Source organism: Hominenteromicrobium mulieris (genome assembly GCF_046197855.1).
In the GTDB taxonomy this organism is placed as follows: domain Bacteria; phylum Bacillota; class Clostridia; order Oscillospirales; family Acutalibacteraceae; genus Hominenteromicrobium; species Hominenteromicrobium mulieris.
On sequence record NZ_CP173188.1, the window covers coordinates 2,002,546 to 2,017,684 of the forward strand.

Sequence of the window (15,139 nt, forward strand, 5' to 3'; positions counted from 1 at the left end):
AAATAGCTGGTCGTTGACTACTATTTGATGACTATTGCAGAAACCCACAACCAAATATGCGCCCGTAGCTCAGTTGGATAGAGCGTTAGACTCCGACTCTAAAGGCCGCTGGTTCGAATCCAGTCGGGCGTACCAAAATGTGTTGATGAAAGATGCAACGCAGAAAACGCCGCACGAAAGTGCGGCGTTTTCACATATAATGCGCCACTTTTAGAATGAAAAAGTTGCAAAAACTCGATTTTTCAAAATTTCAGTTTTGCCCCGCGAGAGGCGACATTTTTAAGATGCACCCTGCCGAATTTATGGTTTGGTGTGGTTCGAACACCGAGGCTTAAAAAAGAATAAAGGATAAGAAGGCAGGCCACCGTTCGATTCCTTATGAGGGAGCGGACGGTGGCCTTTTTCGTCTCATTGGTGCTTATGTTGCTTTCGCTTCGTTTGTCTATCATTCCTTGGTAGTGTTGGTAATAGCTTTCACTGAATCTTTCAGGTATGCTTGCGTTACAAAAAGACGAAGGAGGTATCCGAGAATGGCAATCACCAAAAACTTGTGCGCTCAGCTCCCCATCGACCTGCATGAGCGGGTCAGCGAAGAACGGGAACGGCTGGGCCAGACCACCAGTGAGTACATCACAAATCTCATCCAAGAATACTACGACATGATCGAAAACCAGAAGGGCGGCATTCAAATGACTGAAAAAGGCAGAACGATGGCATTCCAGATCCCCGAAGAACTCTTCCAGCGCATCAAGCGTCACCTGGAGCGCGAAACACTCCGCAGCGGCAAAAAGCTCACCCAGCGGGATTTCGTGCTAAACCTGATCACGCAGGCGCTGGACGAAGCGGACGCCGAGAACACTGCGGAGCAGAACGCCCCTCACTGAGACCCCTGTCGCGCCCCATGTGGCCGACGTGACCACTCCAGCGGACACGGACACCCCCAACGAAGATAACGCCGTGTAAGCCTGCAAACGCCGAAGTTAAAAACGAATCATACATGGAGAAAGCCGCCCTGGGCATCTGAGATCATCAGATGCCCAGGGCGGCTTTTTGCGTTTCATCAAAGAAAGAAGGAGGCACACATCACAGCAAGCGAGATCAGAAATCGCTTCACAGACACAGAAATGCAGATCGCCAGAGAAACAGACCTGCCGGAGCTGCTCTCCCACCTCGGCTATCAAGTCAAGCGCGTGGGGCGCTTCCATACTACCGCGGAGATGGACAGCCTGCGGATCAAGGATCGGTGCACCTGGTTCCGGTATTCCCAGAATACCGGCGGGGATGCCATCACCTTCCTCCAGCAGTATTGCGGAAAATCCTTTTCGGAAGCGGTGGAGTACCTGCTGACCTTCCACGGGAAAGCCAGAGACACACCCGCTCCGCAGCCAAAGCCCATCAGCCGGAAGCAGGAGTTTTCCCTGCCGCCCCGCAATGCGGATGACAGAAGGGTCTTCGCCTATCTCCGTAAGCGGGATATCGCTGCCCAGGTGATCCGGCAGTTTCTGAATGCCGGTCTGCTGTATGAGGATGCGGTACATCACAACTGCGTGTTCGTTGGAAAGAACAGCGCAGGGCAGGCAAAGTATGCGGAACTGCGCGGCACCTATGATCTGGACGGTCCCGGATTTAAGGGAGACGCACCCGGCAGTGACAAAAACACGGGATTCTCCCTCCCGCACGATCCGCGGTCAGATCTGGTGCTTGTCTTTGAGGCACCCATCGATCTGATGAGTTACCTCACGCTCCACAGAGACATGGTCAACGCCGTAGCGCTGTGCGGGCTCTATGACGGCGCACTGCGGACCTATTTGCAGGCGCATCCGGAGATCCGCCGTATTGCGCTGTGTCTGGACGCGGACGAGCCTGGGCAGAAAGCCGCTCGGCAATTACAGGAAAAGTATCAATTACAGGGGTATGCCGTTGCCGTGGAGAAACCGCGCTGCGGCAAGGATTGGAACGAGTATCTGCAAAGAAAGATTTGCAGTCGGGGAAGGGGGCGATAGCCAAAAGAACATTGTTTTCAACGCGGAAAAAAGCAAAAAATATAAGGAGGCCCTATGAATCTGAAACAGAACCATTATTCCCGCAGAGCGCTGGCACTGCTGCTGACGCTGGTCATGTGTGTGGGTATGATCCCCACCGCCTTTGCCGCCCAGCAGAACAGCTACCACGACCCCGCCGAGCACTGGATGGAGCATGACGCTGATGTTTTTGGAGCAGTGGGATGCCGTTCGAAATTCTTCCGATGACTTATCCAAATACCGTCCCACGTTGTCCGTTCCTTCGGATGGATATGTTCAGCCCTATTGCGACTCACCTCTGGATGATGAATACTTAGGAGAAAATGTCTACCTAAACATGATCAACGGTGCGAAACGGTATGTCTATATCACAACGCCCTATTTGATCGTAGACAGTGAAATGAAGACTGCCCTGTGCTTGGCCGCGAAACGGGGAGTTGATGTGCAGATCATCACGCCCGGCATTCCGGACAAGAAAATCGTATGGGATCTGACTCGTTCCTATTATCCGGAATTACTGTCAGCAGGCGTCCACATCTATGAATACACACCTGGGTTTATCCACTCCAAGCTCTGTATCTGCGACGATGAAGCAGCGGTGACCGGTACGATAAACTTTGACTATCGAAGCCTGTATCTCCATTTTGAAAATGCCTGTCTGTTCATCTATAACGCGGTTGTCCTCCAGGCAAAGATGACTTTTTGCGTACGCAGGAAAAATCCGCGCAGATCCTCCTTGAAGATATGGGGGATCTCAAAAAGTATTGAAGTCTGCTCCGCAGTATCTATTACGCAGTCCTGCGGCTATTTGCACCGCTTTTGTAAAAAGAAATCACTTGGGACACTCAAGCAAAAAATGTCTATTTTCATTTGCGAAGCCATTTTCAGCAGCACAGATTAACAAAGTCGTCCATGTCCTCACTACCATAAAAGGAATGGACGACTTTGTTGCCTGTTCCGTTAGCTGCTTTGGGGAACCTCTCTCTACAGCCTTAGGCCCTTGATATCCTTGATGCGGGACAAAATGATGTTGCAGCTGCAGCTGACCACGCCGGGCAGCGGGTCGATGACCTCCCGGATCAGCTTCTCCATCTCCTCACTGGAGGCGGCCACCGCGTGGACGTGGAGCTTATTCTTCCCCGTCACGCGGTAAACCTGCGTAATGGCCTCGTTCTCCTTCAGCGTTTCCGTCACCTCTGCCAGCGTGTCCGGCAGTGTTTCAATCTCAAAATAGCAGGAAACCGCGCCGCTGATCTTCTGAGGATTGATGATGGTGGTATATTCCTCAATGATCCCCCGCTGCTCCAGTGCCTGGATACGGGCTTTTACCGCCACCCGGGATATCCCTACTTCCTGCCCGATGTCGGAATAAGATATCCGAGCATTTTCAATCAGCAGCCGGACGATCTTCTGGTCCAGCGCGTCCAATCCTTCCAGAAACATGGCAAGGCTCCTCTCTCATGTGTGATTTTTCAGTGACATCATACCACATATCATACAAAAAGTAAATAAAGGATTGACTTTAGCAGGTTATATCAGTATAATTATTTCAAAACGTAAGTTATAACTTTCTATTTGGACGTGAGGAAATGAACAAAGGCCTGACCCAGGGGCCGGTGATGCGCTCCATGTTGCTGTTCGCAGTCCCCATGATTTTGGGAAACCTGCTGCAGCAGTGCTACAATGTGGCGGACACATTGATCGTGGGGCAGTTTCTGGGGAAAAACGCCCTGGCTGCCGTCGGCTCATCGTTTACATTGATGACCTTTCTGACTTCTATCCTGCTGGGCCTCTGCATGGGCAGTGGGGCACTGTTCTCCATCCGGTTTGGGCAGAGGGACGAAGCTGGCCTGCGGGAGAGCGTGTGCGCTTCCTTTGTGTTGATTGCGGCGTCGGCGCTTTTGCTGAACGTGCTTGCTTTCGCATGTCTGGACTTCCTACGGGGCTTTCTCCGGGTGCCGGCGGAGGTGTGGGGCCTGATGCGGGAGTATTTGGTCATCATCTTCTGCGGCATCGCCGCCACCTTCCTGTACAATTATTTCGCGTCGTTCCTGCGGGCGGTGGGCAATTCCGTGGTGCCGCTGATCTTTCTGGCGGTCTCCGCCGTGCTGAACATCCTTCTGGATCTGTGGTTTGTGCTGGGACTGGAACGAGGTGTGGCCGGAGCGGCAGAGGCAACGGTGATTGCCCAGTATGTCTCCGGCGTTGGCATTGCGGTCTACGCTTTGGCGCGGTGTCCCCAGCTTCGGGCCATTCACAAAGGTTGCCGGATTCGCTGGGCCTGCGTCCGGGAGATCGCCGGTTTTTCCATCCTGACCTGTGTCCAACAGTCCGTCATGAACCTGGGTATCTGATGGTGCAGGGACTGGTCAACAGCTTTGGGCCCACAGTCATGGCAGCGTTCGCGGCGGCGGTGAAGATCGACGCCTTCGCCTATATGCCCGTACAGGACTTCGGCAACGCCTTTTCCACCTTCATTGCCCAAAATTACGGCGCCCAGAAAGAAGCCCGCATCCGCGCCGGACTGAAAGGGGCTGTGGGCGCTTCCATGCTTTTTTGTGTGGTGGTATCCGCCTTGGTGTGGGCCTTTGCCCGCCCGTTGATGGCGCTATTCGTGGAAGCGGGAGAAACTGAAATCATCCTGGAGGGCGTCCGCTATCTGCGCATCGAGGGTGCCTTTTACTGCGGGATCGGCTGCCTGTTCCTGCTGTACGGCCTATACAGGGCGCTGGGTAAACCAGGGATGAGCGTGGTGCTCACCGTTATATCACTCGGCACCCGGGTAGCGCTGGCCTACGCGCTGGCGGCAGTGCCGTCCATCGGCGTGACCGGCATCTGGTGGTCAGTGCCCATCGGTTGGCTGCTGGCGGACACGGTAGGTATTCTCTATTACATATTCCGAAAAAAGAGGCTGTTTTCTTGGGAAAACCAAGCACAAATATAAATCATATTTAGGAGGTACATCGCCACATGAAAGTCGTACTGTTGGAGGGACTGGGTGTGTCCGAGCAGGTGATCGAGCAGCACGCCCGGAAGCTGGAGTCCATGGGCCACACCTTCGTGGCTTATCCGAAGAACACGGACCCCCTGGTCCAGGCGGAATGGAGCCGTGACGCGGATGTCATCATGCTGGCCAATATGCCCCTGGCCCCTGTCGTGCTGGAGGAAGCAAAGAACCTGAAGTTCATCGACGTGGCCTTTACCGGCGTGGACCACATCCCCATGGCGGAGGCGAAGCAGCGTGGCATCGCCGTCAGCAACGCCTCCGGCTATGCCACCCAGGCCGTGGCGGAGCTGTGCGTCAGCTTCATGATCCAGCTGCTGCGGAATGTAGGCAAGACGGAGGAACGCTGCCGGAACGGCGGCACCAAGGACGGCCTGGTGGGCAACCTGCTGTGCGGGAAGACCGTGGGCATCGTGGGTGCCGGTGCCATCGGCAAGAAGGTGGCTGCCCTCTGCAAGGCCTTCGGCTGCTCTGTGCTGGCCTACAACCGAAGCACCGTCTCCGACCCCGCCATCGATGAGCAGGTGTCTTTGGAGGAACTGCTGAAGCGCTCGGACATTGTGTCCCTGCATTGCCCTCTGACGGCGGATACCAAGGGCATGATCGGAAAGGATCAGCTGGCTCTCATGAAGAAGAGCGCCCTCCTCATCAACACCGCCCGTGGCGGCGTGCTGGATTCCGCTGCCCTGGCTGATGCGCTGGAAAAGGGTGAGATCGCCGGCGCGGCATGTGATGTCTTTGAGACGGAGCCGCCCCTGCCCACCGACCATCCCCTGCTGCACTGCCCCAACACCATCGTCACCCCTCACATCGCCTTCGCCTCCGTGGAGTCCATGGAGCAGCGGGCAGACATCGTGTTCAACAACCTCTATTCCTGGCTGGACGGAAAGCAAGTCAACGCGGTCTGACACGGATAAGGAAAAATCGCCATGACTAAAGTGAGAATCATTTGTGGTGGAGAGCAGTTTTCGGCTGTTCTGGAAGAAGAGCTTGCTCCTAAAACCTGCGCCATTTTCAAAAAAATGCTCCCCATCAAAAACCAGATCATCCATGTCCGCTGGAGCGGCGAGGGAATGTGGATCCCCATGGGCGATACCCGGTGGGAAGGACTTACATACGAGAACCATACCAGCTATCCCACCAAGGGGGAAATGCTGATCTATCCCGGTGGCATCAGTGAGATGGAGATGATCCTGGCCTATGGCAGCGTCCACTTCGCCAGCAAGGTGGGGCAACTGGCGGGAAACCATTTCCTCACCATCACAGATGGGCTGGATCGGCTCTACTCGCTGGGGCGCAAATGCCTGTACGAAGGGGCACAGCCGATCACGATTGAATTGGAGGCAGCTTTTTAATATAACTGATGGCCTTCAAGAGCTGCGCCGCTAAACATTATATTTAAACCTTGGTAAAAGTATTGATTACAAAAGCAGAGAAATAGTATAAACAAACAGAGCCGCAGCCATGACTCCTCCTAGAGTAATGGCTGCGGCTCTGTTTCATTTATCTACTATTGAATCGGATAGCTCATACCCGGCAGTGCAAATGGAGTCAACGATATGTTCCATTGTGCTTTCAAAATCAATTTCCAATTGAACTGCCTCCAATCTGCGCAAGTATGTGCATAAATTCGGGATCAAGATGCACTGTGAATACATCCTCAATGGATGCGTTAAAAACTTGCGCAATCTTCCATGCCAGAGAAAGAGAATGATTATATTTTCCATTCTCCAAATTATAAATGGTCTCCCGGCGCACATCGAACAGCTTGGCGAGTTCTGTCTGGGTCATATTCCGGTCATTGCGGTAATTCTTAATTCGGTATTCAATCATTTCCACACCCCCGCGTCGTTATCGGCTGCTTGCGCAGAAAAGTGTGGTACATTTCGCTCTATATATAAATTATACCACAGTTACAGGAGGAAATGACACAATGAGAAAACGAATACTAACCGCTTGCCGTCTATCGGTATCGCCGCATACAGGATAGCACAGAAGTTGGCAAAATACAACATTATTATAGGACGGGGCTGGGAATGGAAAATGAAATAGTACATATGCCAGAGCAGATTCAGGAACTGACACTTTTGCTGATGTACCTGACTTCGTGGCAGGAACGCAGAACAATAGGACTTCGCAGAAAACCGCACAAGACTGATGATATGCTGCTGCGGCGCTGCTGGAAGGGATATGATTTTTCGGTTCTGGAAAGGTTGGAAGCACAGGGGCTTATCTGCGGTGAAGGCGGCAAAAAGCCGATCGTGTTTACAGACGAAGGAGAGCGGCTTGCCATAGAACTCATGAAAAAGTATGGGCTCGGAGATCGTAAAGAGGATGAGGTTTAACGGTGGGTATTTCTCTTGCGCATAAGGCTGCAAAACCGCAAAACCATTGCGGCACAAGGCTTTGACGGTGGTATCTTTTCTGTCGACACACGACAAAAACCGTCTCAAACGATACGTTTGAGGCGGTCAGCTTGTCGAGAAACCCGGTTGCACATTACGCAGCAACCGGGTTTCTCGACAAGCTGTGAGGAGTCTTGAAAACTGTACGTTTTCAAGACTCCTCAAGATCATTCCAACTCAAATGCGCCGGTATAAAGCTGATAATAATGTCGCTTGCCTTAATGATTTCCAGCTTTGTGTTTGAAATAATCTGATTGTCGGTCATTCTTTGATTCTCCTTTTCGATTGATAGTGCGGGCATTGAATAACGATGGCACGGAAGCTCTGCTTGCAGCTCCTTTCGCATTTTCTGCAAAGCTCGTTATATTTCATCCGTCCACGCTCGTCAAGAAAGAACGCCCATTCTTCCTTGAGGTATTTCGACATACGGGGCATAGCGTCCACCTCCTTTTTGCACTACCTATTTGCCGATTTGCTCCCGAAACGCAAAAACGCCTGAAACCGTATCCCACTGTATGTTTTCGGGGCGATTTTGGGCGTTTGCTTTCGATATGAGCGGCTTTCAAAACGGTGGCGGTATCCTTACCGTCCGTCATTCAAAAGCCGCTGTTTGTCGCTTCCGGGTAACAAAAAAGCGCCGTATTGCTACGACGCTTTTGTCTTGCTCGGAAGATGGAGCAAGGAAACGCTATTCCATTATTTGTTATGCTTTTTCTTTCTGCTGGCAACCGTTATACCAATGGCAGCACCGCCGCTGACAATCAGCAGCGCAAACCACAATGCGGGGTTGGCGGTGTCGCCGGTGCGCAGAATCGGGGAAACAGGCTGCACCGTCGGCTGGGGCTGCACCGTCGGCGTCGGCTGCGGGGTCACAGTGGGCTGTGGGGTTGCCGTTTCAGCCGGCTTTGCCTTGACGGTGAACTTAGCTGTTGCCGTACCGTGTTGAGAAACAATCGCAAGCGTATGCTCGCCCACGGAAAGCGCGGCAACAAAATCACGGTTCAGCGTGATGATGGTGCTGCCCTCTCTCTTCGCATAGTTCTTTTCATCCAGCGCAGTGCCATCAAGCTCTACACGAACAAAATCGGCAAAGGATGCATCAGAAGTGAAGGACAGTTCCTTTTTCTCGCCCTGCGTGACCGCTGCACCATCCCCGGCTGTGATTTTCGGGGGCAGCTTTGCCGTCACGGTGGCAGCCTTGGTGATTTCCTTTATTGCCGCAGCATCGGAGAAATACTTCTTGCAGCCGCCGCAGTACCAATACGCAATGTTGCCTTCTTCGGCAGCGGTGGCGGCCTTTGCGTCAATGTGTTTCAGGTCGGTGTGGTTGTTCGGGTCAAGGCTGCCGTAGCTTGCCTTGCAAATCTCACAGACGGCATTTTGGGTGCAGGTCGCTTTGCCGCCGGAGTGCTCCGCGTAGCCGTTCTTTTCCGCGTTATCCGTCACATCGCAGCTTTCATTGGCACACTCATGCCAGTGATGCGTTGCATCGGACGTCCAATCGGACTTCCAGCTGTGGCCGGTGGCATCGATTGGCTCCGTCTTTGTCGCGCCGCATTCGGTGCAGCTATATGTCTCTTCGCCCGCTTTTGTGCAGGTAGGCGCTGTTGTTACCGTACCGCTGTCCCAAGTATGAGGGCTTACGTCATCCTTTGCATCGCAACGGGAACACTGCTTCCAGTGCTCGTTATCATCATGTGTCCAACTGGTAGTAAAATCATGTCCCAGAGCATCGCCATATTCCGCACCGCAAACTGTGCATGTTGCTCTTTGGGTGCAGGTGGCCGTGCCGCCGTGGCAATTCTCGGTTTCCGTATGGCTGGTGTCACGCTTACAGATTCGGGTGTGGGTCTTTTCATCGCTGTTTTGCGTCCAAGCGCCCCAGTCGTGGTCCAGCGCGGTATTCGCTGCGGTAAACGTATCGGCGTCGTTGGTGCTTACTTCTCCGCACGCACAGGATAGATAATACACCGCGTTATTGGTGCAGTCCGCAGGAGTTTTCAGCGCTTCGGGCTTTTGAACCTGCTGTGTGTAGGCGTGCACATGGATCGGCGTCCAGTGGGCGTAGAGCGTATGCGCCGCTCGGGAGGACATAATTGTGGTTTCCTCCACCTTCGTGCCGCCGTCCTTCTCGGTGAACCAGCCGTCGAAGCGGTAGTTGACGCGCGTCGGCGTCGGCAGCGCGCCGTAAGCATCGCCGGGAAAAACCGATTTGCTGCTCATCTCGCCTTCGCTCAGCGTACCGCCGTTGGGGTCGAAGGTCACGGTATGTGCAGTCAGGGTCTCTTCCACGGTGAGAACCAGCGTCGCAGATACGGAGAACTTATTCACCGCTGTCCGCGTGAAGGTCAGCGTATAGGTTCCGGACGGCAAATCGGTGATGGTGAGCCTGAGATCCTTCCAATCCACGTTACGGTCGACGTGTACATGATCGTCGGGAATCCCGCCGTAGTCCCATGTTATCGAACTATCGGAACCTGGGAAATTCATGGCGGGCTGGATGGAATAAGTAGCTACATCCAGGATGACTGTTTCGCCCCTTAACGCTGTGAGCTTGTATTTATCAGCCTCATCCGTGGCTGCTTTTACGCCGTCGCCTGTAATCTCAATGTATGTAAACGGCGAATACAGCACCCGAACCTCCGAGATGGAGGAACCACTCGCCGCTGCACGGCTGATCCATTGAAGGTCTTCGGTCACGTAATAAGCTGAGTTGCTGTTTACTCTGAACAGCAGATCGCCGACCGTTCCGCCTTCGGTACGGTTGGTGATTTTTCCGTAGGTGCCGGTCTTGCTGCCTCTGAGCGTCGTGCTGCTGTACGCGTTGAGATTCGTGATCTTTCCGTCGTTCCAGATCGTGACGTCATAGTCTCCAACGTTCATATACGTGATGTATTTCCCCTCAGCCAAACGAACTGTTCCGGCTTTATTGATGGATACCGTGCGGTCAAAGCTTCTGAGGAAATGGATCTCTTCGGAGGTTTCGCTGCTGTTAAAATCTGCTATTGCATCATCATGTGCAAAGAAGCGTTTTTCATAAGGGTCGACGGAATGCAGCACTTTTGCAGCCACGATTTGACCGCAAAGCGCGCAGTAATCAGGGTCTTCGCCCTTCGAGCTGTCGCCCAGAACGTGTGGTTCCGTCGTGAAAATATCCGGGTGGCAGGAGGGATATACCTTATGATTTCTTTTGCCTTCAAGATTGTACGGCACGTAGACCGTATCGCCTACATGCTTGTTTCTGTCGTAGCGCATGACGGAGGACGATCCGGTCGGATTCAAACCCGTCGCATCAAGGAAATAGCCGTTACACTTCCCGCATCTCCAGTGCTCCACCCAGCCGTCGTGCTGGCAGTTCGCGTCCTGCGCCTCATAACGCGTCAGGCTGTGGCCGGAAGCCGGGATCGTGACACCAGAAATGTCGTTTGCAAGTTTATTCGTGCAGTTCTCATCGGAGAAGATCTGCTTGCAGCCCTGGCATTCCCAGCAGGTCTGCGATATCCCGGATTCGGTGCAGGTCGCGTCCTTCTTGTCGATCTTCTCGGCATACCCGATCTTATCGCGGGTCAGCGTGAACGTAATGGAATCGTCTCGGCCGGTGAGCAGCTTGCGTGCCGTCACCGACGCGTTGAACGGCGCGTGGCAGGAATCTGCATCCCGGAACGTCAAGCTGAGTGCGTTGTTCGCAATCTTGGTGCCTGAAACACCGCAGGTGCTGCATTTGAATGACACTTCAAACAGGACAGTCAGAGGTCTCGTCTCAGACGTATCCCATTCGGAAGAGTCCACGTTCTTGATGGAAATGGACGTTACTTCGCCGGTGTGCCCCTCTGTGCCGCAGAAATAGCTGTCGGCGGAGAGTGTCACATTGACGGTATATCCGACCGACGTATCTGACGCCGCATATGCGGGAAGGGCGAACAGTACCACTGCGCAAAGCACAAGCAGCACCGCTAGGAATTTTTTCTTCATGCAAGTTCCTCGCTTTCTTCTCGCGCACCTCCCGTCCCCCATGGGGAGCGCGTTTTGGAGCAAAAGGGAATTGCATCGGGATATATCCCGATGCAAGGGAGTACTCCCTTGCAATACATATTGGCTTCTATTTTTGTGCTGGCAGCGTGATCCCCGCGAGGGAAAACTCAAAGCGCATCGCCAGCGCACGAAACAGCGCCTGCATCACCTGTTCGGAGATCGTGCGGATATCCAGCCCTTCCACGAACCGGATCGCCTGTTCCGTTTCCTCCTTCGGGACGTTGTACGCCCGCAGACTCATGGTGAGAAACAGCCGCAGCTTCTTTTCCAGCGTCAGCTCCTCGTCGCAGGGGTGGGCCATGTAGCCGCGCATGATGCTGGCTGAGCCGATCTCCATGTCATAAAAATCGCGGGCAGTCAGCTCCGGCTGATACGGACCGAAGATCTGATACAGCTCCTTCGCCGTTTCCCGGAAGATAAATTCAGACGCTTCCTTCTGCGTGTAGGCTTCAATGTAGATTTCCCGCAGGTTTTCGTTCAGCTCCGTCAGCGTCATCTGGATCGCCGTTTCCACCGCATAGGCGTAAACCGGCGGCAGCTTGCTGTCTGCAATGCTTCTTGCCACGCCGAACTGTCCGCCGAACATCGTTTCGGTCAATTCCAGCAAAATTCTGTCCTTGGTAGGAAATAGATTCAAATAGCTTCCCCTTGCCACACCTGCCTCGTCCACAATCTGACTGACAGTGGTGTTTTTATACCCCTGCTCCAAAAAGAGACGGACACACACGGTCAGTATTTTCCTCTTTGTTTCGCTGCTGTCTCTCCGCAAATATATCACCTCTCTCCAAACGTATTGGTACGCATACTAATAATATCATATCAAGTGCAAAAAGGCAAGTGGAATTTGAAACTTTACCTCCGTAAATTGTGACATTTTCACAAACGCCGCCTTCTTCCATTACTCACGGAACTTTATGACTTCTTGAATACTACCCGCAAAGGAAAAGCCGCCGTCGCTTGACAGCAGCCTTTCCGATAGCTTGTTATGCGTAAATCAAATCGCTTGAAACAATTTCCCTAACCTCCTTTCGGCATCAACGCCTTTAGCTGTTTCCGCAGCTCCGATAGCATCCATCTTCTCACCCCCTTTCTTTGGGGGATGTTGGTGGTTCTCTCCCTTTCCGCTAACAAGACTTTGGCAAAGCCGCCAGCTACCCGCTAAAGACCTCCTTTTTGAAAATTTCTCAAAGAATTTTTTCGGCCAGGGACAGCGGCTAAAATGCGACAAAAATCGCCCGGCAGGTCGTAAACCTACCGGGCGACGATTTGAAGCGTTTTGTTGTTTTCTTACATGGTATAGTTCATACTCATAGCCGGAATATTCCCGTGGCGGGGCAAGGCTTTTTTTAAGCGGTAGAAGTGGATTAGATTATAATGATAGTAAAACAGCATGGCGGCGTCCTCCCGTGGGCCGCCATGTCTTTAACTGCTGGGAATGACAGAAAGAAAGCAGCGGCCTTGATTTCTCAAAACCGCCACCAGTGAATATAAATTAAGTGTGAAAATGGGTCTGCCCAGCAGCGGTTTTTTTCTTTTCTGCCGCTGGGCAGATGTTTTTTCTTTAGATACATGATAAGAGGAATTTTTGAAGATTCCATAAAGATTTGAAAAATGGACGGACATAAAAGACGTCCATTACACTATCGGAAAATCAGCAAGGAAGTTTCATAGTAACCTTTGCGCCGCCGGTTTCTTTTGAATTTTCTAAAATAAGCTGACCATTATGTTGTTCCATAATCGAATTTGTAATATATAGACCCATACCAAAGTGTAACTTTGAATTGCGGCTTTGATCGCCCATATAGAACCGTTCCTGTGCGTGGCATAATGCCTCTTTAGAAAACCCCGTTCCCTCGTCTGTGACTGAAATTTCCACGAAACCGTTGTTACTCTGAACATCCACATAAAGCGTTCCGCCTTGCGGGGAGTAGTCCAGCCCATTACTGATAACATTCATAATAGCACGTTCTATCAGCACCCTATCAAATTTCAGCATTTGAGGGAGTGAAACAGTATTCATTTGCAGCCGGATTTCTTTTGTCCGGCATAGTGATTCCATATAACCGAACAAGTGCTGCATGAACGCTGGCAAGTCTATACTTTCAATATGGAGCTGATAACCAACCGCCGCCCGTGATATATCAATCAGGGTTTGAATATATGACTGCATCTGGCCGGAGCTTTCCACGACGTAACCAGCGTATAATCGTTGCTCATCATCAAGATTTGTTTCTGTGAGTAAATCAGCATTTCCTTGAATAACCGTCAGAGGCGTTTTCAAATCATGGGCAAGCGCGGCGATTTGCTCTTTCTGTGTCTGTTCGGTTTTCCATTGCCGTTCTAACGAAATTTTCAGATTATCTTTCATATCTGAAAAAGATGCAAGGACATCTTCAAACTCTTTGATTTTGGCGTGTCCTACTTCAAAATCAAGGTTTTGCTTTGAAACCTCCGCAGTTGCTTCAAAAAGCGGGGTCAGTTGTGTACGCAGGTTCTTAGCAAATCTGGCGGTCAGTATGATAATGACCAGCAGCGAATTTACAGCCATCAGGATAAGCGCAAGCGTGTCAGGAGATGGAAAATATTCCGGTAGCCATGACACTGTAAATTGAGAACCAATATAATACCTTAAAACGCAAAATTCGTTTTCCCGGACAACAAGTGCAAACTGCCTCCCCGTAGCATATTCAATATATTCTCCCTTTGCGTACAGCAGGGCAATTTCTTTTTCATCATCGTCCATATTGCTGTAAAGCTCATTAAAGTTCTTGTCCAGAATTAAGTAGCCGCATCCCTGTGGAATCACAACCTTTGTAATATCCGGGGCAATCGTCAGCGTTGGAATGATCTCTTTTACCTGCAATTCACTTAGATTTGCTCTTGTAGCTAATCCAGCATTTACAGCAAGTCCCTCCAAACCAGAAGGGACAATAATTGCCGCTACCAGCATGACAATGAGGGAGATAGCAAACTGGCGAAACAATATTTTCAATGTAGGTTTCTTTTTCACTCCCATTTATATCCTATCCCCCATACGGTGCTGATCGGACTTATTTTGAAATGCTCCAATTTCGCACGAATATTTTTTATATGCGTTGAGATCGTAGAGTTATCGCCTATTCCATCAAACCCGAAAACGGCTTCATAGATTTGTTCTTTTGTAAAAACCTGTCCCCGGTTTTTCGCAAGGTATTCACAGATTGAATACTCGCTTTTGGTAAGGGGAACCGGCTGTTCTGAAACATACAGTACCTTTGCGGAAAGGTCAAATCTTATATCAGGCCCAAATGAAAGTGTGCTGTGATGCTCCCTTTTTTCTCTGCGTAAATGTGCCGCGACACGGGCGCGAAGCTCCTGAATACGAAAAGGTTTCGTAATATAATCATCCGCACCGATGCCCAATCCAAACAATATATCTTCCTCTAATGTCTTTGCGGTCAGAAAGAGAATCGGGCAGTCTACCATATTCCTGATCTGTTTGCAAAACTCAAACCCGTCTGTGCCAGGCATCATCACATCCAAAAGAATGAGGTCATAGAAATGCAGCTTTTTGATGTCTACATCATCCGCATTTTGACAGACTGTTATCAAATATCCATCTTTCCCCAAACTGTTCTTAATCAATTCCAAGATAGAAACTTCATCGTCAACTACAAGTAAGTGGGTCAAAAAATCAC

14 protein-coding genes, 1 tRNA gene and 1 pseudogene are annotated in these 15,139 nt (G+C 51.4%); 9 read left to right on the forward strand and 7 right to left on the reverse strand.

What is annotated here, in order from left to right; all coding sequences use genetic code 11:
• Positions 1 to 58: 58 nt before the first annotated feature.
• The 5 genes from ACI0CA_RS09790 to ACI0CA_RS09810 all read left to right on the forward strand — a co-directional run bounded on the left by ACI0CA_RS09790 (position 59) and on the right by ACI0CA_RS09810 (position 2,922).
• Positions 59 to 135: transfer RNA gene (locus ACI0CA_RS09790), tRNA-Arg, on the forward strand.
• 395 nt (positions 136 to 530) lie between these two features.
• Complete coding sequence (locus ACI0CA_RS09795) at positions 531 to 884, forward strand: translation initiation factor 2 (RefSeq protein WP_308449565.1); 354 nt, start codon at positions 531 to 533, stop codon at positions 882 to 884.
• 240 nt (positions 885 to 1,124) lie between these two features.
• The gene (locus ACI0CA_RS09800) at positions 1,125 to 2,003 is read left to right on the forward strand and encodes a toprim domain-containing protein (protein WP_308449564.1); all 879 of its coding nucleotides are present in this window, start codon (positions 1,125 to 1,127) and stop codon (positions 2,001 to 2,003) included.
• Between the two features lie 54 nt (positions 2,004 to 2,057).
• A complete protein-coding gene (locus tag ACI0CA_RS09805; protein ID WP_308449648.1) occupies positions 2,058 to 2,249 on the forward strand; it encodes a hypothetical protein in 192 nt (63 codons plus the stop codon).
• Positions 2,197 to 2,922 (forward strand): phospholipase D-like domain-containing protein, encoded by a 726-nt coding sequence (locus ACI0CA_RS09810; RefSeq protein ID WP_412358383.1) that lies wholly within the window; start codon positions 2,197 to 2,199, stop codon positions 2,920 to 2,922. The genes ACI0CA_RS09805 and ACI0CA_RS09810 overlap by 53 nt, the downstream gene beginning before the upstream one ends.
• An 83-nt stretch (positions 2,923 to 3,005) precedes the next feature.
• Here the strand turns inward: ACI0CA_RS09810 and ACI0CA_RS09815 are convergent, their stop codons facing one another.
• Positions 3,006 to 3,464 (reverse strand): Lrp/AsnC family transcriptional regulator, encoded by a 459-nt coding sequence (locus tag ACI0CA_RS09815; RefSeq protein WP_308449563.1) that lies wholly within the window; start codon positions 3,462 to 3,464, stop codon positions 3,006 to 3,008.
• A gap of 146 nt (positions 3,465 to 3,610) precedes the next feature.
• Between ACI0CA_RS09815 and ACI0CA_RS09820 the strand changes: the two are divergent.
• The 3 genes and pseudogenes from ACI0CA_RS09820 (at position 3,611) to ACI0CA_RS09830 (ending at position 6,380) form a co-directional block, all read left to right on the forward strand.
• Positions 3,611 to 4,965, forward strand: a pseudogene (locus ACI0CA_RS09820) (MATE family efflux transporter).
• A gap of 26 nt (positions 4,966 to 4,991) precedes the next feature.
• The gene (locus tag ACI0CA_RS09825; RefSeq protein WP_308449562.1) at positions 4,992 to 5,933 is read left to right on the forward strand and encodes an NAD(P)-dependent oxidoreductase; all 942 of its coding nucleotides are present in this window, start codon (positions 4,992 to 4,994) and stop codon (positions 5,931 to 5,933) included.
• Positions 5,934 to 5,954: 21 nt separating this feature from the next.
• Positions 5,955 to 6,380 carry a DUF3830 family protein gene (locus tag ACI0CA_RS09830; protein WP_308449561.1) on the forward strand — a complete coding sequence of 142 codons (426 nt, stop codon included), beginning with the start codon at positions 5,955 to 5,957 and terminating at the stop codon, positions 6,378 to 6,380.
• A gap of 226 nt (positions 6,381 to 6,606) precedes the next feature.
• Here ACI0CA_RS09830 and ACI0CA_RS09835 read toward each other — a convergent pair whose 3' ends face one another.
• Positions 6,607 to 6,858, reverse strand: coding sequence for a helix-turn-helix transcriptional regulator (locus ACI0CA_RS09835; protein WP_308449560.1), 252 nt, complete (start codon positions 6,856 to 6,858; stop codon positions 6,607 to 6,609).
• Positions 6,859 to 7,061: 203 nt separating this feature from the next.
• On the opposite strand from ACI0CA_RS09835, the gene ACI0CA_RS09840 reads away from it, so the two are divergent.
• Positions 7,062 to 7,370 (forward strand): DUF6429 family protein, encoded by a 309-nt coding sequence (locus ACI0CA_RS09840; RefSeq protein ID WP_308449559.1) that lies wholly within the window; start codon positions 7,062 to 7,064, stop codon positions 7,368 to 7,370.
• Positions 7,371 to 7,691: 321 nt separating this feature from the next.
• On the opposite strand, the gene ACI0CA_RS09845 is transcribed toward ACI0CA_RS09840, so the two are convergent.
• The 5 genes from ACI0CA_RS09845 to ACI0CA_RS09865 form a co-directional block, all read right to left on the reverse strand.
• Complete coding sequence (locus ACI0CA_RS09845; protein ID WP_308449557.1) at positions 7,692 to 7,865, reverse strand: hypothetical protein; 174 nt, start codon at positions 7,863 to 7,865, stop codon at positions 7,692 to 7,694.
• Positions 7,866 to 8,126: 261 nt separating this feature from the next.
• Complete coding sequence (locus tag ACI0CA_RS09850; RefSeq protein WP_308449556.1) at positions 8,127 to 11,402, reverse strand: InlB B-repeat-containing protein; 3,276 nt, start codon at positions 11,400 to 11,402, stop codon at positions 8,127 to 8,129.
• Between the two features lie 127 nt (positions 11,403 to 11,529).
• Entirely contained in the window at positions 11,530 to 12,189 is a 660-nt protein-coding gene (locus ACI0CA_RS09855; RefSeq protein WP_308449555.1) for a TetR/AcrR family transcriptional regulator, read from the reverse strand.
• A gap of 924 nt (positions 12,190 to 13,113) precedes the next feature.
• Entirely contained in the window at positions 13,114 to 14,478 is a 1,365-nt protein-coding gene (locus ACI0CA_RS09860; protein WP_256272820.1) for a sensor histidine kinase, read from the reverse strand.
• Positions 14,469 to 15,131: a response regulator transcription factor gene (locus tag ACI0CA_RS09865; protein ID WP_308449554.1), complete on the reverse strand. Its 663-nt coding sequence runs from the start codon at positions 15,129 to 15,131 to the stop codon at positions 14,469 to 14,471. The genes ACI0CA_RS09860 and ACI0CA_RS09865 overlap by 10 nt, the downstream gene beginning before the upstream one ends.
• Positions 15,132 to 15,139: the final 8 nt, after the last annotated feature.

Excerpts from the sequence above, each read along its gene's own strand:
- ACI0CA_RS09795 (WP_308449565.1), top strand. The coding sequence starts at position 531 with ATGGCAATCACCAAAAACTTGTGCGCTCAGCTCCCCATCGACCTGCAT.
- ACI0CA_RS09800 (WP_308449564.1), top strand. The coding sequence starts at position 1,125 with ATGCAGATCGCCAGAGAAACAGACCTGCCGGAGCTGCTCTCCCACCTC.
- ACI0CA_RS09805 (WP_308449648.1), top strand. The coding sequence starts at position 2,058 with ATGAATCTGAAACAGAACCATTATTCCCGCAGAGCGCTGGCACTGCTG.
- ACI0CA_RS09810 (WP_412358383.1), top strand. The coding sequence starts at position 2,197 with ATGACGCTGATGTTTTTGGAGCAGTGGGATGCCGTTCGAAATTCTTCC.
- ACI0CA_RS09815 (WP_308449563.1), bottom strand. The coding sequence starts at position 3,464 with ATGTTTCTGGAAGGATTGGACGCGCTGGACCAGAAGATCGTCCGGCTG.
- ACI0CA_RS09825 (WP_308449562.1), top strand. The coding sequence starts at position 4,992 with ATGAAAGTCGTACTGTTGGAGGGACTGGGTGTGTCCGAGCAGGTGATC.
- ACI0CA_RS09830 (WP_308449561.1), top strand. The coding sequence starts at position 5,955 with ATGACTAAAGTGAGAATCATTTGTGGTGGAGAGCAGTTTTCGGCTGTT.
- ACI0CA_RS09835 (WP_308449560.1), bottom strand. The coding sequence starts at position 6,858 with ATGATTGAATACCGAATTAAGAATTACCGCAATGACCGGAATATGACC.
- ACI0CA_RS09840 (WP_308449559.1), top strand. The coding sequence starts at position 7,062 with ATGGAAAATGAAATAGTACATATGCCAGAGCAGATTCAGGAACTGACA.
- ACI0CA_RS09845 (WP_308449557.1), bottom strand. The coding sequence starts at position 7,865 with ATGCCCCGTATGTCGAAATACCTCAAGGAAGAATGGGCGTTCTTTCTT.
- ACI0CA_RS09850 (WP_308449556.1), bottom strand. The coding sequence starts at position 11,402 with ATGAAGAAAAAATTCCTAGCGGTGCTGCTTGTGCTTTGCGCAGTGGTA.
- ACI0CA_RS09860 (WP_256272820.1), bottom strand. The coding sequence starts at position 14,478 with ATGGGAGTGAAAAAGAAACCTACATTGAAAATATTGTTTCGCCAGTTT.